Below are 17,714 nucleotides of genomic sequence, written 5' to 3'. Positions count from 1 at the left end.
CCCGCTCACTTGTCCAGGCTCGCCACGCCGTCGAAATCCGGCGGCGGCGCCTTCGCATACTTGTGACAACGCTCCAGCAACGCCTTCGTCGGTCCGTCGTCTGGGTCCTCTGTCCCCAGCTCCTCCAGCATCGACACGGCCTCGTCGAAGCGAGCCTCGCGATACACGGCCAGCGCCGCGTGGTAGCGCTCCACCGTCGCCCGCTTGCGCGCATCCAGGCCGCCCTTGAGCGAGAGCAGCTCGTACACGGTGACGGCCTCCGTCTTCCCGGCCACCCGCACGCGGTCCAGCTCGCGCACCTCGATGTGCTCGCGCGCCAGTTCGTACGTGCGCGGGCCAATCATGATGACGGAGCCATACGCCTTGTTGGCGCCCTCCAGCCGCGCGGCCAGGTTCATCCCGTCGCCGATGGCCGTGTAGCTGAAGAGCTGCTCGCTGCCGAAGTTGCCCACGAAGTTCACCGCCGAGTTGACGCCGATGCGCGTGTAGACATCCGGCAGGCCCTTGGCGCTGAACTCCTCGCGCATCCGGTCCACCTCCGCCTTGGCCGCGAGCGCTCCCCGGCACGCGCGCACCGCATGGTCGTCCTGGCGCATGGGCGCGCCGAACAGACACACCACGGCGTCACCGATGTACTTGTCCAGGCACCCGCCCTCCTTCAACAGCACGCCACTCACCCGCGTCAGGTACGTGTTGAGGATGCGCACCAGGCTGCGCGGGTCCTCCTTGAAGCGTTCGCTGAAGGTGGAGAAGCCTCGGATGTCGCTGAAGAAGGCGCTGATTTCGACGTTCTCTCCGTCGAGCCTCGGCAGCTTGCGCTCCGAAATCATCTGCTCCACGAGCTTGGGCTCCATGAAGCGGCTGAACGCGGCGCGAACGAACTCCGTCTCCCGGTTGGCCACCAGGTGGTTGAACGCCACCGCCGTGACACTGGCCAAAAGGCCCGCCATGGAAGGCAGCGCCGTCAGCACGTGCGTGCCCGAGGACAGGAAGCGCCCCGTCACCAGGGACATGCCCAGCAGCAGCGCCACCGGCCACAGGATTTCCAGCGGCGTCCAGCGCGTCGTCATCAGCAACACGACGGAGACCAGCGCCACCAGCAGCGTGAGCGTCAGGTCCACCGCCAACGGCGTCCGGGTGATGAAGCGGCCGTTGCCGAGCAGCGTCTCCAACACCGCCGCCTGCTTCATGACGCCGGGCACCTCCGCCTGGAAGGATGTGGCCTTGATGTCGCTGAGTCCCAGCGCCGTGCCGCCGATGACCACCACCTTGCCCCGGAACGCCTCCGACGGAAGCTTCGAGGGCTGGCCCTTGTCCCGGTGCACCCAGCCGTCGAGCACGTCCAGCAGGGGCACCGTGTGGAAGCGCTCGTGCAGCTCGCCCCCGCCGTAATCAATCGCCGCGCCACCGTCCGTGTCCACGGCGTAGGTCCGACTGCCCAGTCGCAGCTTGCGCCCGGACAGCGTCACCTCGCTGACGCCCAGCAGGCCCGCGGCCACTCGCACCGGCAGCGTCGGGTACGCGTTGACGCCGTCCGTGTACGCGAAGCGCGTGCGGCGCATGAAGCCGTCGGGGTCCGTCTCCGTGTCCACCAACCCGAAGCCATCCACCGCGCCCACGAGCACGGGGATGGGAGGCACGGGATGGCGCAGGGCGTGGGCGTGATTCCCGGCGGTCGACTCGGCCGTCTCACCATCGACGTCCCGACCATCCAGGGTCGCCAGGGTGAAGCCCCGCGTGCGCACGGGGAAGGCGAGGGCGCGCGCCATCTGCTCGGGCGTGACGGAGGCGACGGCGCTGTCCTTCGGCGCGTCCGCGAACCCGGCGCCCCCCTCTTCGGGGAAGGCTTCTCCGCCGCCCTCGTCCGGGAACGTCTCCTCTGCGCGCTCGGGCGGCAGCGCCTCCCGGGGAAGCGCCTCCTCGGTGGACGCCACGGGGGCGGCCGGGAGGGGCGCGAGCGGGGAGGCGGGGACCTGGTCGAAGTCCGCGCGCGGCAATGGCTGCGCGTTGGCGTTGGTGGAGACGCCCAGGAAGAACGGGATGCGTGTGTCGCGCAGCATCTGGGCGAAGGCCAGGTCCGTGGACTCGTCGGAGGAGCGCTCGTCCATCACCGCGTCGAACACGACGGCGCGCGCGCCCTCCGCCTCCAACTGCTCCACCACGCGGGCCCACAGGTTGCGGCTGTAGGGCCAGCTGCCGAAGTTGAGCGCATAGCGCTCGTTGGCGCGGATGCCGTCCAGCGTCGACTGGTCGATGACCACCACCGACACATGGGGAGACTTCCCGCGCCCGTCGGTGAACGTGGTGAGCGCCTGGTCGTATGCGCCGCGCTCCAGGTCGTCCAGCCAGCCGCCGCGCCACGCCAGCGCCGCCAGCGCGGTGGACAACACCGCCACGCCCAGCATCAACCGCCAGTGGTTGCGCCAGCGCAGCCGGATGATTTTCCAGGTCTCTCCCGCCACGGCCCCCTCTTGCGATGTGCGTGGGTCGTCACACTAACCCAGCACGCACTCGCGTCAGGCATCTCCCCGGCCGGAAGGACGCTGATAAAATCACGAATACATTGAATTCACATCCATGTGACGAGCGCACATGACGAGCCCACGAGTGCTCGCCCGGCGTCGGACGCACGCGCGCCCGGCTTATTCGCGCCGGTCTTCATGCACGGGCCCAGGTGAGGGCCTTGGGCCCGTCGGGAGCGCGCGGCGTCCGTCAGAAGGATGAGCCCGGCTCCTGGAGGAAGCGCGTCTCCTCGGGCGTGGACGGACGGCCCAGCGCATCATTGCGGTGCGGGAAGCGGCCGAAGCGCGCGATGACATCCAGGTGGCGCTTCGCGTAGTCGAGCGGTTCGTGGCTGCCGGAATGATGCAGCGTCAGCATCTCGAAGAGGGAGACCGACAGCCGCTGGTCGTAGAGCTCCTCGCTGTGTTCGAAGGGCAGGTAGATGAACCAGCGCCACACGGAGGGCAGCGTGAGGTCCAGGCCCCGCGCCAGCGCGTGACGCGCCACCGAGCGCGCCATGGCATCCGTGGCGAACGCGCGCGGCGTGCCCCGGAAGATGTTGCGGGGGAGCTGGTCCAGGAGCAGCACCAGGGCCAGGCTGCTGCGGGGTTCATTCCGCCAGGCGCTCAGCTCCCCGGCCGCCGCGCGCTCGTGGGCGTCCAGGAAGCGGTCCCGGCACTCCGCGTCGAAGGCCGCGTCGCGCCGGAACCACGCGGCGCGAGGACGAATGCAGGCCGGGTTGCGAGCCGGGTCCGCCGGTTGACCGAACCAGAAGTCGAGCACTTCCTCCGCGCTCACCATGTCGTTCCTCCCCAAAGGCTCGATAGAGCGCCCACCCGCCAACAGTCAACAGGGGTGGCAGGCGATGCGGGCCATCACCACCTTGCACCGAACACTGGCGCGCATCGCGCGTGGGAGAACGTCCAATGCACACCCCGTGGGAGCCCTCGACGCGAACCGTTCCGGGGCCGGTGAAGCGTGCCGCCCTCAACCCCACGCTGCGCACCGAGTCCGTCATCGCGCTGGGCGCCTTTGGCGCGCTCACGCTGGGCGCGGCGGTCCTGGGGGCACGACACAGCTCCGCCGACACCCGCTGGTACCGACACCTGCGCAAGCCTCCCTTCCAGCCCTCGCCCAAGGCCTTCGCGCCCGTGTGGACGGCGCTCTATGCCCTCATCGCCATCTCCGGCTGGCGGGTGTGGACGGCGCCCGCGGGGCCCTCTCGCTCCCGGGCGCTGGGATGGTGGGGGGTGCAACTGGGCCTGAATGCCGCGTGGTCCTGGCTCTTCTTCGGTCGGCATCAGCCCCGACAGGCCCTGGCGGACAACGTGGCCCTGCTGGGCAGCATCGGTGCCTACATCGCCGCCACGCGCGAGGTGGACCGGCCCGCCGCGTGGCTGGTGGCGCCGTATCTTGCGTGGGTGGGCTTCGCCAACGTCCTCAATGGCGAAATCGTCCGGCGCAATCCCCAGGCGGGGGCCTGAAGCCCGTCCGCTTGGAGGGCCCCGATGGGGGCGGATGAATTCGCCCGGAAATTCCTTCGGGAAGATGGCGAGGGGGCGGCGTTGAGTGGGGCAAGCCGCCATGGATGCCTTCGCCCTGCAAATACCCGTCGCACTCCCCCGCCGAGCACGGTCTCAGGGCTTGACGGGCACGGACAGGACGGTCCAGCCTGCACCCCACGTGGAAAGCAGGCCCCTCTCAACGCCGACCCTGGACAGCCGCTGGTTCGCGGCCTTCGCCCGGGAGCACGAGGCGGCGTTGCACGCCACGGCGCTCCGACTGTGCGGAAACGCGACGGACGCCAGGGACCTGGTCCAGGACACCTTCGAGCGCGGGCTGCGCAACCTGGCCCGCTACCGCCCCGGCACGGACGGGCGCGCGTGGCTCTTCACCATCCTCCATCACCTCTTCATCGACCGGTGTCGTTCCCGGACGCGTGAGCGCCGCTCGGATGTGTCGGCGGAGGAGCTGGAGGAGCGCATCGCCGCGCCGGAGCCCGAGGCCGCGCCCGCGTGGGCCGCCATTGGCCCCGAGCAATTGAGCGAGGCCCTGGAGCGCATCCCCGAGGAGTTCTCCACGGTGTACCGCCTCCATGCGTTGGAGGGGCGCCCCTACCAGGAAATCGCGGAGCGCCTGGGGATTCCCAAGGCCACCGTGGGCACGCGCCTCATCCGTGCGCGCCGCAAGCTGAAGGAGCTGTTGATGCCCGGTGGCACCGGCAAGGCGGAGACGCCATGAGCGCTCCGGAGCCCATGGACATCCACGACCAGGTGCATGCCTTCGCGGACGGCGAGCTGTCCGTGGAAGAGGCCGATGCGTTCCGCGAGCACCTGGGCACGTGCGAGACGTGTCAGGCGGACCTGGACGACATCCTCCAGCTCCAGGCGCTCGGGGGGCAGCTGGCGCAAGTGGACGCGAAGGCGGCCGTGAGTGGAGCCGTGGCGCCTGCGTCCCGTGTGGAGGCCGCGCCCGTGAGGGCCTTCCGTCCCGCGTGGAGCCGCCGTCGCAACTGGGTGGCCGCCGCCGCGCTGTCCGGCTCGCTGGCCGCCGTCTTCGCGGTGGTGGTGCTGCGCACCCGGAACACGGGGAGCGATGAGACGCAGTTACTCGCCCTGGCGCCCACGCGCTCGCTGGAGGCTCGACTGAGCTGGGCGGGCGCGAGCGCGCATCGGCCCTATGGCGTGCTGCGCTCCGGTGACGAGCGCCCCCGGGAGCTGGTGCCCCTCCAGATGTTGGCGAAGCTGGAAGCCGAAGGCGACCTGCAGGGCCTGGCGGTGGGACACCTGCTGCGCGGCGAGCGCGAGCAGGCGGCGGACTACCTGCAACGCGCGTCCTCGTCACCGGACGTGGACAGCGACAGGGCGGTGGTGGCGCTGACGAAGGGCGAGCTGGAGTCGGCCCTCATCCTCCTGGACGGCGTCCTGGAGAAGCACCCCCAGCACGCGCAGGCGCTGTGGAACCGCGCGCTGGTGCTGCACGAGCTGGGGCTGGATGCGCTGGCGGCGGAGGCCTTCGACGCGGTGGCGCTGCTCGGTGAGGCGGGCTGGGCGCAGGAGGCGAAGGAGCGCGCGGCGGTGTTGCGGCGTCAGCTCGACGGGCGACGGGGCGCGTGGGAGTCCGCGCAGCAGGCCGGCAGGGTGCTGGCTTTGGAAGGCACTCCCTTCCCCGACGAGGTGGCGCGCGCGGTGCCGGGCACGGCGCGCAACTGGTTCAACATCGCGGTGTGGACGGCCCCGTCCGCCGAGCACGTGAAGGCCCTGCTGCCGCTCGCGCGGGTGCTGGATGCGCACTACGGCGGAGAGACGATGGCGCGCTACGCCGAGCGCGTGGCCACCCTCGACTTCCAGCGCCGAGCGCCGCTGGCCGACCGGTTCCGCGACGTGCTGCTGGGGAAGTTCGATGGCGCGAAGCTGGCGCCGCTCGCGAAGGAGTTCGCCGGGTCCCCGCACCAGGACATCCTCCTGGGGTTGCTGCCCCTGGCGGGTGGCTTGCCGGCGCACCTGGACGTGTATGAGCAGGCGGCGAAGTCGCTCGGCGATGCGTGGCTGACGCTCAACGTGGAGCGCGAGCGCGCCCTGGCCGAGTATGCCCGGGGCGACCTGGCCGGCGCCGAGGCTCGGCTCCTGCGCGCGGTGTCGGCGTGCGAGAGCGCGAAGGCGGATTACCGCTGCGGTCAGCTCGAGCACCTGCTGGCGCACATCTACAAGGACGAGCACCGGCTGGTGGAGTCGCGCGAGCACGCCCTGGCGGGCCTCCAGTGGGCGCGCCAGTCGCAGGAGTGGAAGCTCCAGGCGGACCTGCTGCTGGTGCTGGGCGACCTGGCGCGCTTCCGCAACGCCTTCGCCCTGACGCGTGCCTATCTGGGCGAGCAGGCCCTGCGTGACAGGAGCTGTTCTGCCCGGCGACATGTCCACGAGAGCCTGGCGTCCCTGCATGTCTTCGCGCTCCAGCCGAAAGCCGCGCGCGAGGAGCTCCAGAAGGCGCCGAGCTGCGATGTGCCTTTCTTCCTCAACGGCGGCCTCGTGCTGGCGGACCTCACTCGCCTGGACCCGAAGCCCGGGGACGTGGAGCAGGTGCGCGAGGGTCTGAAGAAGCTGGACGCCGCGGGCTGGCTGCGTCCGGGCGAGAAGGTCATCGCCACGCACATCGAGGGGCGCGCCGTCATCGGCTCGGACCGCGAGGCGGGCCGCGCGCTCCTGCGAAAGGCCATCGACGAGGGCGCGCGCCTGGGCTCGCAGGACCCGGTGGCCGCCAAGGCCCGCGCCTACAGCTATTCGTCCCTCATCCTGGATGCGGGCTCCACCGGCGACTGGGCGGGCGCGCTGACCCTCTTCGCGGAAGAGACGGGCGTCGCCGCTCCCACCCGCTGCGCGCTGGGCGTGGAGGTGCATGACGAGCGCACCCTGGTCGCCGCGCGAGGCCCCGCGGGCGAGCTGCTCGGTCATCAGGATGCGAGCCGCCGCTCGCCCGACTTCGACGTCGCCGCGCTGGTGCCTCCGGCGATGGCCTCCGCGCTGAAGCCCTGCGAGCACGTGCATGTGTTCGCGCGGTATCCGGTCCACGGTCAGGCGGGCCTGCTGCCGCCGGAGCTCGCCTGGAGCTACGACACGGGCCGGAAGCCCACGGCGCCTGGCGTGTCCGCGCCGCGCCCGCTGGTGGTCTACGACGTGGATGCCCCCGCCTCGCTGGGCCTGCCCCGGCTGCGCAGCTGGGAGCTGTCGGGGGGGCCGTCTCCGCGCCGCGTGGAGCTGACGGGCGCGGCCGCCACGCCGTCGCGCCTGCTGGCCGAGCTGGTCGAGGCCACCGAGGTGGAGATTCACGCGCACGGCCTGGTGAACCTGGGCGTGTCGGATGCATCGCTGCTGGTGATGGCGCCCGAGGCCGGTGGCCGCTACGCGCTCACCGCGGGCGAGGTGCGCAAGCAGAAGCTCAAGGGCGCGCCGGTGGTGTTGCTCGGCGCCTGCCAGGCCGCGAGGACGGCGCCGTATCTCCACGCGCCATGGAGCCTCCCGGTGGCCTTCGCGGAGGCGGGCGCGCGCGCCGTCATCGCCTCACCCATCGACATCCCGGACGCCGAAGCCGGGCCCTTCTTCGCGCGGGTCATGGAGCGAATCCGCGCCGGCGCCAGCGCCGCCACCGCGCTCCGGGATGAACGCCTGCGCGAGCTGTCCGCGCGGCCCGACAGCTGGGTGAAGACAGTCGTCGTCTTCGAATAGCCCGGCCCTCACCGCTTCACTTCACCACCGCCACACCAACACAGGCGACCTCGGCTCCCCAGGGCCGTGGACGCTCGACGTGTCACTTCACACCGAGGAACACACCATGAAGAATCTCCGCTCCGCGCTGCTCTGCATCCTCTCGCTGTCCACCGCCGCCTGCGGTGGCGACCCCTCCGACGTGTCGGCCTCCGAGGACCTCGCGGCCCTGGGCTCCACCGAGCAGCACGCGCTCCCCGTGCCTCCGCCGCTGTCCAACTACTGCCCGGGCACCATCCCCGGGACGCCGTACGCCATCCCCACCGCGCCCACGCCCCTGTCGAGCATCCCCACCGGCACGCCGCTGTATCCCCACAGCCCCTACCTGCTCAGCGCGCACACCGTCATCGTCACGGACCCGAGCAACTCGGGCGCCTTCTACGCGTTCGGTTTCGACGTGCGCGCCCACCGCATCATCTTCTGGGTGTCCGGCACCAACTCGGAGATTCGCCGGTTCAACACCCAGCTCGCCACGGACCTCACCGTGCAGGAGACGTCCAGCGGCGTGGACATGGGCTTCACCTGGGGCACCAGCGGCCAGATTGGTGGCCCCCTCATCCCCCTGCCCGGTGTCCACGAGGGCGCGTGGAAGGTCGCGTACAACAACTGGTACCACCTCGACGCGTACCTGGTCAGCCCGCCCACGGGCCCTCTCGGCCTGGCTCAGTGACGCAGCTTCGAGGCGGGAGGCGGATTGAAGGCCAGCACGCCCGCGATGTAGCGCGCCTGCACCTCCGTGGTGCAGCGGACCTCCTGGATGCGCCCGCCCACCTTCACCCGCACGAGCCAACCGTCATTGTCGCGAGTCCAAGCAGCCGTTTCCGTCGTCATGTGCCTGCTCCTCTCGGGTTCATCCTCTGGCTCTCGGTAGAGCAGCCCGCGTGCCAGCGCCTGGGGCCCGCGAATCCAGGCGATTGGCGCCCTGGGATGCGAAGGGATGGACAGGCGGGCCTGTAGTTCTTTCGGATGCGAGGGTGGCGGAGCTTCAGTGAACGTGCCGGTCCGGCTGGGTGGCGGGCGGGTGGGCGGAGGTTCCACTGAGCAGGGGCAGGGCGACGTGGAAGGTGGACCCCTGGCCCACCTGGCTCTCCACCCAGATTCGACCGCCGTGGCGCTCGACGATGTCGCGGCTGATGTACAGGCCCAGGCCCAACCCCCCATACGAGCGGGAGGAGACGTTGCGGGCTCGGAAGTAGCGCTCGAAGAGCATCCGCTGCTGGTCCTCGGGGATGCCGATGCCCGGGTCCTTCACCGACAGCAGCGCCAGCTCTCCATGCGTCTCCAACGTCACCTGGATGACGCCGCCGTCGGGGCTGTACTTGAAGGCGTTCTCCACGAGGTTGGAGATGACCTGCTCCAACCGGTACGGGTCCGCGAACACCTGCACGGCGTTCTCGGGCCGCTGGTAGCGCAGCTCGTGGCCACCGCGCTGCGCGTCCATGGCCTGGAGGACATGCTCCACCAGGCTGTCCATCCGCGTGGCCTGCGGGTGCAGCGCGAGCCGGCCGGCCTCGATGCGCGAGGCATCCAGCAGGTCATTGATGAGCCCTGTCATCCTCAAGAGGTGCTGGCGCGCATGGCGCAGGAGGGTGGGGTCCACGCTCTCTCCCCGCTCCAGCCTCCGCTCCAGGGTGGCCAGCCGGAGGCTCAGCGGGGTGAGGGGTGTCTTCAGCTCGTGCGAGGCGATGGACAGGAAGTCGTCGCGCACGCGGATGGCTTGCTGGGCCTCGTGATACAGCCGCTCGCGCTCTTCCTCGGCGAGCTTGCGTTGGGTGATGTCCTCCACCAGCACGCCCACGCCCAGCGTCCGCCCATCGGGTGCGCGCACCGGATAGCAGCTGCCCGCCAGCAGCCGCCGTGGGCCGGGAACGCCCATCACCTTCGTGTCCACTTCCTCCTCCACCACGGGCTCGCCCGTTTCGAGCACCCGTCGCAGCATCTCCTCGACAGCGGGCCCGCCCGGGCCCAGCACCTGATGGGGGTCCTTTCCCAGGTGTTCCTCGGCGGGCCTGCCGTTGATGCGCGCCAGTCGCTCGTTGACGCGCACGTAGCGCAGCCGCGCGTCCACGAAGCCCAGGCCCACGGGCGCGCTGTCGAAGAGCATGGTGAGCAGCGCCAGGCTCTCGTCGCGCTCCCGCTCCGCGAACCGCCGCTGGGAGACGTCCTCGACGATGCCCACCCCGCCCTCGACGGCGCCCGCGTCGTTGTAGCAAGGCGCGAAGCGCACGTGGACGGGCGTCACCTTGTGGCCGGTGACGGAGACGTAGTCGCCCTCGTAGTCCGCGCTCCGGCCCGCGAGCGTCTCGCGCACGCAGCGCATCATCCCCTCGTCGCGCAGCGACAGGAGGTTCAGTCCCACGATGATGCGCTTGGTGGCGCCGAGGATGGTGACGAAGCGCTCGTTGCAGGCGGTGATGACGGGTGAGGTGTCGTAGTGGAAGATGCCCAATGGCGCGTTCTCCACCACCAGCCGGTAGAGGTCTTCCCCCCGGGCCCGCGTTTCGACGAGCCTCGCCGCCCCTGCGTGGCGAGGGTGCTCCAGCGGCTCGCGCAAGGTGTCGATGACCTCGTGCAGGCGTCGGAGGCTGAGGACGATGCGCTCGTCGTCACCCTGGCCCGACGTGCCCACGGTGAGCTCCACCAGGATTTCCACGCCGTCGCGACGGCTCGCGAAGACCCGGGTGGGGCGACCTTCCAGGGCGTCCCTGCGCGACAGCAGGTAGCGCACCAGGCTCTGGCCTTCATGGCGCCGCATGCGCTCCGGGAAGAGTCGGGAGACGGGCTGCCCCTGGAGGTCCTCGCGCTTCCAGGCGAACAGGCGCTCGGCCGCGCGGTTGAGGAAGCAGACCTGCTCGTTCGCGTCGCAGGCGACCAGCGGGTCGACGGCGGCATCCAGCCAGGCGCTGAGCTCGGCGTTGGCTCCGGCCATGTTCTCCCCTGGGCCCCGCGTCGGCCGGCCCTTGGCGACCGCTGGCACCCACGACGTGACTCGCGAGGGATTTCCGTCCCCTTGCCTACAGGTAGCCATCAGGGCCGTCTGCCGCGTCGGCCCACGTTCCTGGGCTGCACGGGCCCGGCACGTTCGTGTGCTGGGCGGCCGGACGCGCGGAGGTGCCTAGCGTCGGCGGCCGCTGGCTCCGGGCTTGCCTGCCTTCTTGCGCGCTGGAGCCTGCTTGCTCCGGGCCTTCGGGGCCTTCTTCTTCGCGCTCTTCGGCGACGAGGGCAGCGGCGCGGGGCTCGCGGGCGAGAGCACCTCGAGCCGCTCCCGCAGCGCGCGCGTCACGTCCTTCAGCGCGTCCACCTCCTCGCGCAGCGAAGCCAGCTCCCGCGCCTGGGGCTCACCCTCGCGCAGCGAGCGCACCGTCTCCCGGGCGGCGCGCCGGGCGCGGGCATCACTCATGGGAGTGCTCTCCAGGGCGGAGACGATGCGCCGGTCTCCGAGCGTCCGCGCGGCCTCGAAGACGCCCATCTGCACGCGGAACATCGAATCCCGGAGCAGCTCCGTGAGCAGGTCCACGGCCTCGCGCTGTCGGCCCGCGACTTCCGCCAGCTTCGCCACGGCCTGGGTGGCGGCGCGGCGCAGGAAGGCGGGCTGACCGTACGCGGTGCGCGCCTCCACCAGCGGGAAGGCGGCGGGGTCCTGCGACTCGGCGAGCCCGTCCATGGCGCCCACGGCGATGACGTCCTGGAAGGACGCGCGCGTGGCGGCCGTCTCCAGCACCGTCAGCGCGTCCGCGGCGCGCAGCTTGCCGTAGCTGCGCGCGGCCTCTGCCTCCACGAAGTAGCTGGTGTCTCCGGATTGCAGGAGGGCGCGGAGGAGCGCGATGACCTCCGCGTCGCGGCGGAACTCGCCCAGCGCGGCGACCACGGCGCGGCGCACGCGAGGGTGCTCGGCGCGCAGGGCCAGGAGCAGGCGCGCGCGGGCCTCGGGTGTGCGGATGCGGCCCAGGGCCCTGGCGCTCGCGGCGCGGGTGCCCCAGAACAGGCGCGTGTCGGTGAGGGCGGTGCCCAGCGCCTCCACGGCGCGGAAGCCTCCGTCCCGGCCCAGGGCGTGCGCGGCCTCGGTGCGAGCGCGCGACTCCGGCGCGGCGCGCAGCTCCTCCAGCCAGAGGCCCACGGACTTGTCGACCTCCAGCGTGCCAAGCACATCGCGACGCGGGTCCACTCGCACCTGCGTGGGCGCGGTGGGGCAGGGCAGGTGGAAGAAGTGCTCCGCGTCCGTCACCTCCAGCCGGTGCGAGGTGTCCTGGCCGTCGGTGGTGACGAGGACGTCCAGCGGCAGGCGGAACAGGGGCGTGCCGGAGTCGGTGCGCTGCGTCTGCCGCACCTTGAGGCGCAGGCGGCGGTCCTCGGCCTCGTAGCGCACCTCCACCTTGAGCTCCGGGTGGCCGGGCGCGAAGACGTACTGGTCGAAGAAGGCGTCCAGGTTGTGGCCGGTGGCCTGCTCGAAGGCGCGCGACAGGTCCACCGTCTCCACCGAGCCATGGCGGTGGCGGGAGACGTAGTGGCGCAGACCCTGGAAGAACAGGGCATCACCCAGGCGGCGGCGCAGCTCGTGGAGGACCAGGCCGCCTTTCTCATAAAGGTGCCGGTCGAAGACATCGAGAGGCGCGTGGAAGCGGCGCGAGACGATGGGGCGCGCGTAGCGCTCCTTCACCTCGCCCAGGTACGCGTCCAGGTCCGCGAGGCGGTGCTGGTCGGCCTCGTCCTGACCGTCGGCGCGCTCCTTCCACAACACCTCGAACCAGGTGGCGAAGCCCTCGTTGAGCCAGCCGTGGGGCCAGTCGCGGCAGGTGAGCAGGTCGCCGAACCACTGGTGCGCCAGCTCATGGGAGATGAGGGGCTCCGCGTTGTAGTCGGCGTGGGCGCGCGCGTCGTGGAGGACGGAGTCGGTGAGGCTGGTGGCGGTGGTGTTCTCCATGCCGCCGAAGATGAATTCGGTGAGGAACACCTGCGCGTAGCCGCTCCAGGGGTAGGGCTCGCCGGTGGCCTCCTGGAACACGCGAATCATCTCCGGGGTGCGGCGCACACAGCGCAGCGCGTCCTCGCGCCGGCCGCGCGGGAAGAGGTAGCGCAGCGGCACGGTGCCCGACGTGTCGGTGAGCTCCTCGAAGTCGCCCACGGCGAGCGTGACGAGGTAGGGCGCGTGCGGCTGCTCCATCCGGTAGTGCTGGGTGCGGCGGCCGTCCTGGACGTTGTCACTCACGAGCACGCCGTTGGACAGCGCGGTGAGGCCCTCGGGGAAGGTGGCGATGAGCTCCGAGGTGGCCTTCTGCGCGGGCGTGTCCAGACAGGGGAACCAGCAGCGCGCGTCGGTGTCCTGATTCTGCGTCCACGCCTGACGGGGCCGGTCCGGATAGGCGGCCTCGGGTCCCCAGAAGTACAGGCCCCGGCGCGGACGGGCGGCGTAGTGGACGGCGACCTCCGCGGCGTGACCGGGCTCCAGGGGCGAGGGCAGGTCCACGCGGACGTGTGTCCCGGAGTTGGAGAAGTGGGCGGGGCGCCCGTCGACGAGGACGCGCGAGACGTCCAGGTCCACGGCGTCGAACGTGAGGGTGGACAGCGAGCGGACGGCGGAGACGCGGGTGGTGCAGACGCCCGTGACGCGGCCTTGCTCGAAGTCGAGCTCCAACTCGATGCGGACGTGCTCGGCGCGGACGGGCCGCTCCGCGGCGTAGTGCTCGGTGGCGCCAGGCAGGCCAAAGGCGCGGGACTGAGGGAGGGCGGGCTCGGAGGAGTGACGGTGGCAGCAGCGCATAAGCAGGGAGGACTCTTTCCCAAGCGCGAGCCACCGTCGAGACGATGTTTCGCCGCACTGTCTCTCCCTGCACCCTCGCGCGGGGGCACCGGACGTATCATCTGCCGGGTGGGGGCGCTTCGGACTACGTTGTCCACCGTGCAGTTCGTCCTCTTCTTCTCCGACAAGCAGGTGCGCGAGCAGCTCTTCGCCCATGTGGATGGGACGCGAGGGTTGTTGCTCGTGACCGGGGTGCGTCATGGGCCGGCCATGCGCTCGCCAGAGGCACGCGAGCCCTTCGCCACCCTGGAGTTCCTCCACGGCCGCGTGCTGACGCAGGTGCTGGTGGCGGACGAGGGCACCGCGGACGGCATGTGGAGGGACCCGCTGGGGGATTTGGGCGACCGGCTCTACCCGGAGAGTCGGGACGACGCGTACGCCGTCACCAGCGGCTACCTCCTGCTGGAGGACGGACGGCCGCGCAAGGTGGTGCGCAAGCACGGCCTGCCCGCCAGCGACCTGTGGTTCCTGGAGGACGCGCTCAGCCAGCTCACCTCCCGAGTCCCCGCGCCGGACCCGGCGAGGAAGCCCGGCACGAAGCGGCCGGAGCGCGCGCCCAGGTCCCCTCGTCGCCCGGCGAGCACCGGCGCCTCGGAGGCGTCAGGGCCCCCGCCGGACGATGAAGGCTGGCGCCGCCGCGCGGGTGGCGAGGGCTCGCGCGTTCCAGGAGGGAGCCGGCGCGTCAGACCCGAGCAGGCCGCCGCCTCGGAGTCGTCGAGGCCCTGGGATGATGCATCGGGCCAGGACACGCGGGAGACTCATGCGGCGGACTCGGAGGCGACTCCGCCGCGAGGCACCCGCGCACCACTCCGCATGCCCGCGCGGAAGGACGCCTGGGCGGTGCTGGGGCTCGCGCGAGACATGTCGCTGGACGAGGCGCGCAAGGCGTTTCGCGCGCTCATCGCCGGCTACCACCCGGACAAGGTGGCGCACCTGGCGCCCGAGTTCCAGGAGCTGGCGGAGCGCCGCACGCGCGAAATCCTGGAGGCGTGGGTAGAGGTGGAGGGCGAGCTCAAGTCGGGGACGTGAGCGGGTGGCTGTCTCAGCCCACGTCGGGCACGGGCGCGCCGGGCAGGGCGAGGATGGCGGGCGCGGACTCCAGCGCGAAGCGCGCGACGATGGGCATGTGGTCCGACAGCCCGTGGAAGCGGCTCTTGAAGTCCCCGAAGGGGCTGGTCTCCTGGGTGTCGAGCCAGCGCACGCCGCCGCCGGAGAACATGTGGTCCAGGTGCATGCGCATGTGCATGAAGCCGGCGGTGGGGAAGCCCCGCGACACGTTCGGGTCAATCTGCCCGACGGCGGCCTGGGCGCAGGTGAAGCGCACGTCGCCCGTGAGGTAGCGGAACACGGGCGTGGCCGGCGGCGAGTTGAAGTCCCCGCAGACGACGAACGGCTCTTGCGCGGAGAGGATGCCCACGAAGTCCGCCAGCTTGCGCGCCTCGTGGAGCTGGTTCACGCCGCAGCCCATCTTGTCCTTGGTGGACCAGAACTCCCGCGCGAAGGGCGTGGGCAGGCTCAGGTGCGTGTTGAAGACGTGGAAGGGGCGGTTGTCCTCGCGCCGCAACAGTCGCATGTGCGCGCAGATGCGGCTCTGCTTGCGGTCCTTCAGGCGCTGGACGTGGTGGTGGGTGATGGCCTGGGGCGCGTCCACGTTGTGCTTGTCCACCTGGAGGGTGCGCTTGTTGACGAGCACCGCGAGTCCCGTGGTGTAGAGCGACACCTCGCCCAGCTTGTAGTGGTGGGCGCGGAAGTAGAACGCCTCGTAGGGCATCTCCCGACCCTGGGCGGTGAAGGTCTCCTCCATGCGCCCCATGAAGGCCATCAACTGCGTCTCGCCGGGCAGCTTGGGCCGGTGGGCGATGGTGCTGCGCAAGGACGTCGTCTCCACTTCCTGGAGACAGACGACGTCGGGCAGCGGGTCCAACGACGCCAGCGCGGCGGCCACGCGGCGCTTGGGGCCCACGGTGCTCGCGAGGCCCCGGAGCATGTGGCCGAAATAGCGGACGTTGTACGTGACGATACGCAACGAGGAGTCGGGCATACGAGGTCCGTGCCCGTCCCGGGCACAGGCAGAAGGTACTCACATCCCGGGCGTCGCGCCCTCTCTTCCTTGTCGGTCGGCCTCCCGTCAAACAGTCGACGCTGGCCCGCGCTCGCCGTGCAGCCGCCGCCGTGCTTTCCTTCCCCCGAGGATGGAGGCGCCCGCCTGACCGACGGGGTGGCGGGCGTCCCGCGCGCGAAGGGCCGGCACGGGGCATTCCTCGAGGGAGACACAGCGATGTTCAAGGTCGCGAGGAAGTGGGGCTTGCCGCTGATGCTGGTGATGACCGGCTGCGGCAAGTTCGAGCAGGAGCAGTACGACGTGACGTTGGACGAAGCCCAGGCGCAGGCCGTCCCCTATGCGTGCGTCGACAAGACGGACAAGGAGGCCCAGCCGATTCCGGGCACCGGCGGACCCTCGGGGCTCGCCCTCCAGCAGCGCTGGATTGTGCGCGCCGAGGAGTATGGCGCCACGAGCCTGGAGGTGCCCGACGTCGCCTTCACGCTGCACCGGGGCGACCAGGCCATCGTCGACAAGGATGACGCCCCGGACGTCCTCGGCGGGACGACCTCCGACAGCGGGCCGTTCCAATACGTCCACCTCCGCAGCGTGCCCGGGGTGGGCGCGGGCACGCCGTCGGTGAGCTACGTGCTGCGCTTCTACATCGCCAACGACTCGCTGGAGGACGACACCATCGAGGGCTTCATCGACGCGCGCGCCACGTCATACGAGGGCGCCGGAACCGACACGGTGGACCTGGAGGAGTGCACCGCCAAGGTCCGCTTCACCGGTCGCCGCGTGAAGTAGGTCCCCAGCGCCGCGCGTGCCGTCATGGCGCGCGCTTCACCCGCACCACGGTGTCCAGCAGGTGCTCCAGGGCCTGCTGGGGCTCCTGGCTCAGCCCCGAGTGCACCGGCCCCGTCTGGAGGATGGTGCTGCGCGGGGCCACCAGCCAGTGCCAGCGGTCCTTCTGGGGGAGCTGGCCGATGGGGCCCGCGTGTTTGCCACCCTCGCAGACGCGGCGGAAGCTCTCCAGGTGGCAGCGCACCGTGTCCACGTCCACATCGGGCGCGAGCGCCTTCAAGCGCGCCTCGTCCAGCTCCACGCGGGCGCCGAGGAAGCGCTGCGTGGTGCAGAAGAGGACGACGCCCACGTTGATGAACTCCTCGCGCTCCACGCGGGGGACGACGCGGATGATGGCGTAATCAAACGAGCTGTGCGCGGGCACGTGCCGCCTCCTCGATGAAGGCCGGCAGGGCCTCGATGCGCTTGAGCAACCAGGTGACGTAGCCCGCGCGGTGCGCGTCCACGCTGGGGAAGGGGGACTCGGCGGCTTGCAGCCAGCCCTCCGGGATTCCGGCGACGGTGGCCTCCACCCGCTCGCGCGTGAGGTGGGCCTTCAGCGTGTCCTGGGCCTGGGGCAGGGCGTTTGCCCAGGGCAGGAGCACGTGGTCCTTGATGGGCGCGAAGCGGCTCTGGCTGCGCTCCTCCCAGTCCTCCCACGCGTGGTGGAAGTAGAGCGAGGCGCCATGGTCGATGAGCCACAGCTCCCGGTGCCAGCACAGGAGGTTGGGGTTCTTCGGCGTGCGGTCCACGTTGGTGATGAAGGCGTCGAACGCGACGAGGGCGGAGGCCACGGCCGGGTCTGGCGTCGGGCCCGCCACCGGGTCGAAAGTCACCGAGCCCGGCAGGTAGTCCAGCGCCAGGTTCAGCCCCGCGCTCGCCTTGAGCAAGTCCCGAATCTCGCTGTCCGGCTCGTTGCGGCCCAGCGCCGGGTCCAGCTCCACCAGCACCATCTCCGGCACCCGCAGGCCCGCCGCCTTCGCCAGCTCCGCGGCGATGAACTCCGCGATGAGCGCCTTGGCGCCCTGTCCGGCACCCCGGAACTTCACGACGTACAGCCCCGCGTCGTCCGCCTCGACGATGGCGGGCAACGAGCCCCCCTCGCGCAGGGGCGTCACATAACGCGTGGCGACGATGGTCCTCGGCATCCTCCGCTCCCGTCCTCACTCGGCCCGGCTTCCACACGGGGCCCGAGGGCCGCGCTCTACCACGCCCCCTCGCCCCACGAGGGCTTCACCGGCAGTGGAAAAAGCAGTCCCGAGGAAACTGCCCC

At 71.0% G+C, this 17,714-nt stretch carries 14 protein-coding genes; 6 read left to right on the top strand and 8 right to left on the bottom strand.

The genetic code is table 11. The features are described 5' to 3' along the window. Window positions 1-5: 5 nt before the first annotated feature. Window positions 6-2,462, bottom strand: a complete 2,457-nt coding sequence (locus HUA75_RS32925; RefSeq protein ID WP_174488624.1) for a CHASE2 domain-containing protein — start codon at window positions 2,460-2,462, stop codon at window positions 6-8. A gap of 250 nt (window positions 2,463-2,712) precedes the next feature. Beyond that, a complete protein-coding gene (locus tag HUA75_RS32920; protein WP_141649193.1) occupies window positions 2,713-3,303 on the bottom strand; it encodes a DUF924 family protein in 591 nt (196 codons plus the stop codon). 125 nt (window positions 3,304-3,428) lie between these two features. Between HUA75_RS32920 and HUA75_RS32915 the strand changes: the two genes are divergently transcribed. The 4 genes from HUA75_RS32915 (at window position 3,429) to HUA75_RS32900 (ending at window position 8,430) form a co-directional block, all read left to right on the top strand. Continuing rightward, on the top strand, window positions 3,429-3,986 hold the full coding sequence (locus tag HUA75_RS32915) for a TspO/MBR family protein (RefSeq protein WP_141649192.1): 558 nt from the start codon (window positions 3,429-3,431) through the stop codon (window positions 3,984-3,986). 199 nt (window positions 3,987-4,185) lie between these two features. After that, window positions 4,186-4,743: an RNA polymerase sigma factor gene (locus HUA75_RS32910; RefSeq protein WP_371746246.1), complete on the top strand. Its 558-nt coding sequence runs from the start codon at window positions 4,186-4,188 to the stop codon at window positions 4,741-4,743. Continuing rightward, a complete protein-coding gene (locus tag HUA75_RS32905; RefSeq protein WP_174488622.1) occupies window positions 4,740-7,721 on the top strand; it encodes a CHAT domain-containing protein in 2,982 nt (993 codons plus the stop codon). The genes HUA75_RS32910 and HUA75_RS32905 overlap by 4 nt, the downstream gene beginning before the upstream one ends. A gap of 106 nt (window positions 7,722-7,827) precedes the next feature. After that, window positions 7,828-8,430: a hypothetical protein gene (locus tag HUA75_RS32900; RefSeq protein WP_141649189.1), complete on the top strand. Its 603-nt coding sequence runs from the start codon at window positions 7,828-7,830 to the stop codon at window positions 8,428-8,430. Here the strand turns inward: HUA75_RS32900 and HUA75_RS32895 are convergent. The 3 genes from HUA75_RS32895 to HUA75_RS32885 all read right to left on the bottom strand — a co-directional run bounded on the left by HUA75_RS32895 (window position 8,424) and on the right by HUA75_RS32885 (window position 13,518). Next, window positions 8,424-8,591: a hypothetical protein gene (locus HUA75_RS32895; protein WP_174457468.1), complete on the bottom strand. Its 168-nt coding sequence runs from the start codon at window positions 8,589-8,591 to the stop codon at window positions 8,424-8,426. The two genes, HUA75_RS32900 and HUA75_RS32895, sit on opposite strands and share 7 nt — an antisense overlap. Window positions 8,592-8,745: 154 nt before the next feature. Then, window positions 8,746-10,689 carry a PAS domain S-box protein gene (locus HUA75_RS32890; protein WP_174488621.1) on the bottom strand — a complete coding sequence of 648 codons (1,944 nt, stop codon included), beginning with the start codon at window positions 10,687-10,689 and terminating at the stop codon, window positions 8,746-8,748. Between the two features lie 186 nt (window positions 10,690-10,875). Next, window positions 10,876-13,518: a M1 family aminopeptidase gene (locus tag HUA75_RS32885; RefSeq protein ID WP_174488620.1), complete on the bottom strand. Its 2,643-nt coding sequence runs from the start codon at window positions 13,516-13,518 to the stop codon at window positions 10,876-10,878. A gap of 138 nt (window positions 13,519-13,656) precedes the next feature. Between HUA75_RS32885 and HUA75_RS32880 the strand changes: the two genes are divergently transcribed. Beyond that, a complete protein-coding gene (locus tag HUA75_RS32880; protein WP_174488655.1) occupies window positions 13,657-14,586 on the top strand; it encodes a DnaJ domain-containing protein in 930 nt (309 codons plus the stop codon). A 13-nt stretch (window positions 14,587-14,599) separates the two neighbouring features. On the opposite strand, the gene HUA75_RS32875 is transcribed toward HUA75_RS32880, so the two are convergent. After that, complete coding sequence (locus tag HUA75_RS32875) at window positions 14,600-15,598, bottom strand: endonuclease/exonuclease/phosphatase family protein (RefSeq protein ID WP_141645408.1); 999 nt, start codon at window positions 15,596-15,598, stop codon at window positions 14,600-14,602. A gap of 237 nt (window positions 15,599-15,835) precedes the next feature. Between HUA75_RS32875 and HUA75_RS32870 the strand changes: the two genes are divergently transcribed. Beyond that, a complete protein-coding gene (locus HUA75_RS32870; RefSeq protein ID WP_141645409.1) occupies window positions 15,836-16,405 on the top strand; it encodes a hypothetical protein in 570 nt (189 codons plus the stop codon). Window positions 16,406-16,427: 22 nt separating this feature from the next. Here the strand turns inward: HUA75_RS32870 and HUA75_RS32865 are convergent, their stop codons facing one another. Next, on the bottom strand, window positions 16,428-16,826 hold the full coding sequence (locus HUA75_RS32865) for a DUF3037 domain-containing protein (RefSeq protein WP_141645410.1): 399 nt from the start codon (window positions 16,824-16,826) through the stop codon (window positions 16,428-16,430). After that, window positions 16,804-17,589 carry a HipA family kinase gene (locus tag HUA75_RS32860; RefSeq protein WP_174488619.1) on the bottom strand — a complete coding sequence of 262 codons (786 nt, stop codon included), beginning with the start codon at window positions 17,587-17,589 and terminating at the stop codon, window positions 16,804-16,806. The genes HUA75_RS32865 and HUA75_RS32860 overlap by 23 nt, the downstream gene beginning before the upstream one ends. Window positions 17,590-17,714: the final 125 nt, after the last annotated feature.

Source organism: Myxococcus sp. CA040A (assembly GCF_013336725.1).
In the GTDB taxonomy this organism is placed as follows: Bacteria; Myxococcota; Myxococcia; order Myxococcales; family Myxococcaceae; genus Myxococcus; species Myxococcus llanfairpwllgwyngyllgogerychwyrndrobwllllantysiliogogogochensis.
This window is presented reverse-complemented; position numbering and strand designations above follow the sequence as displayed.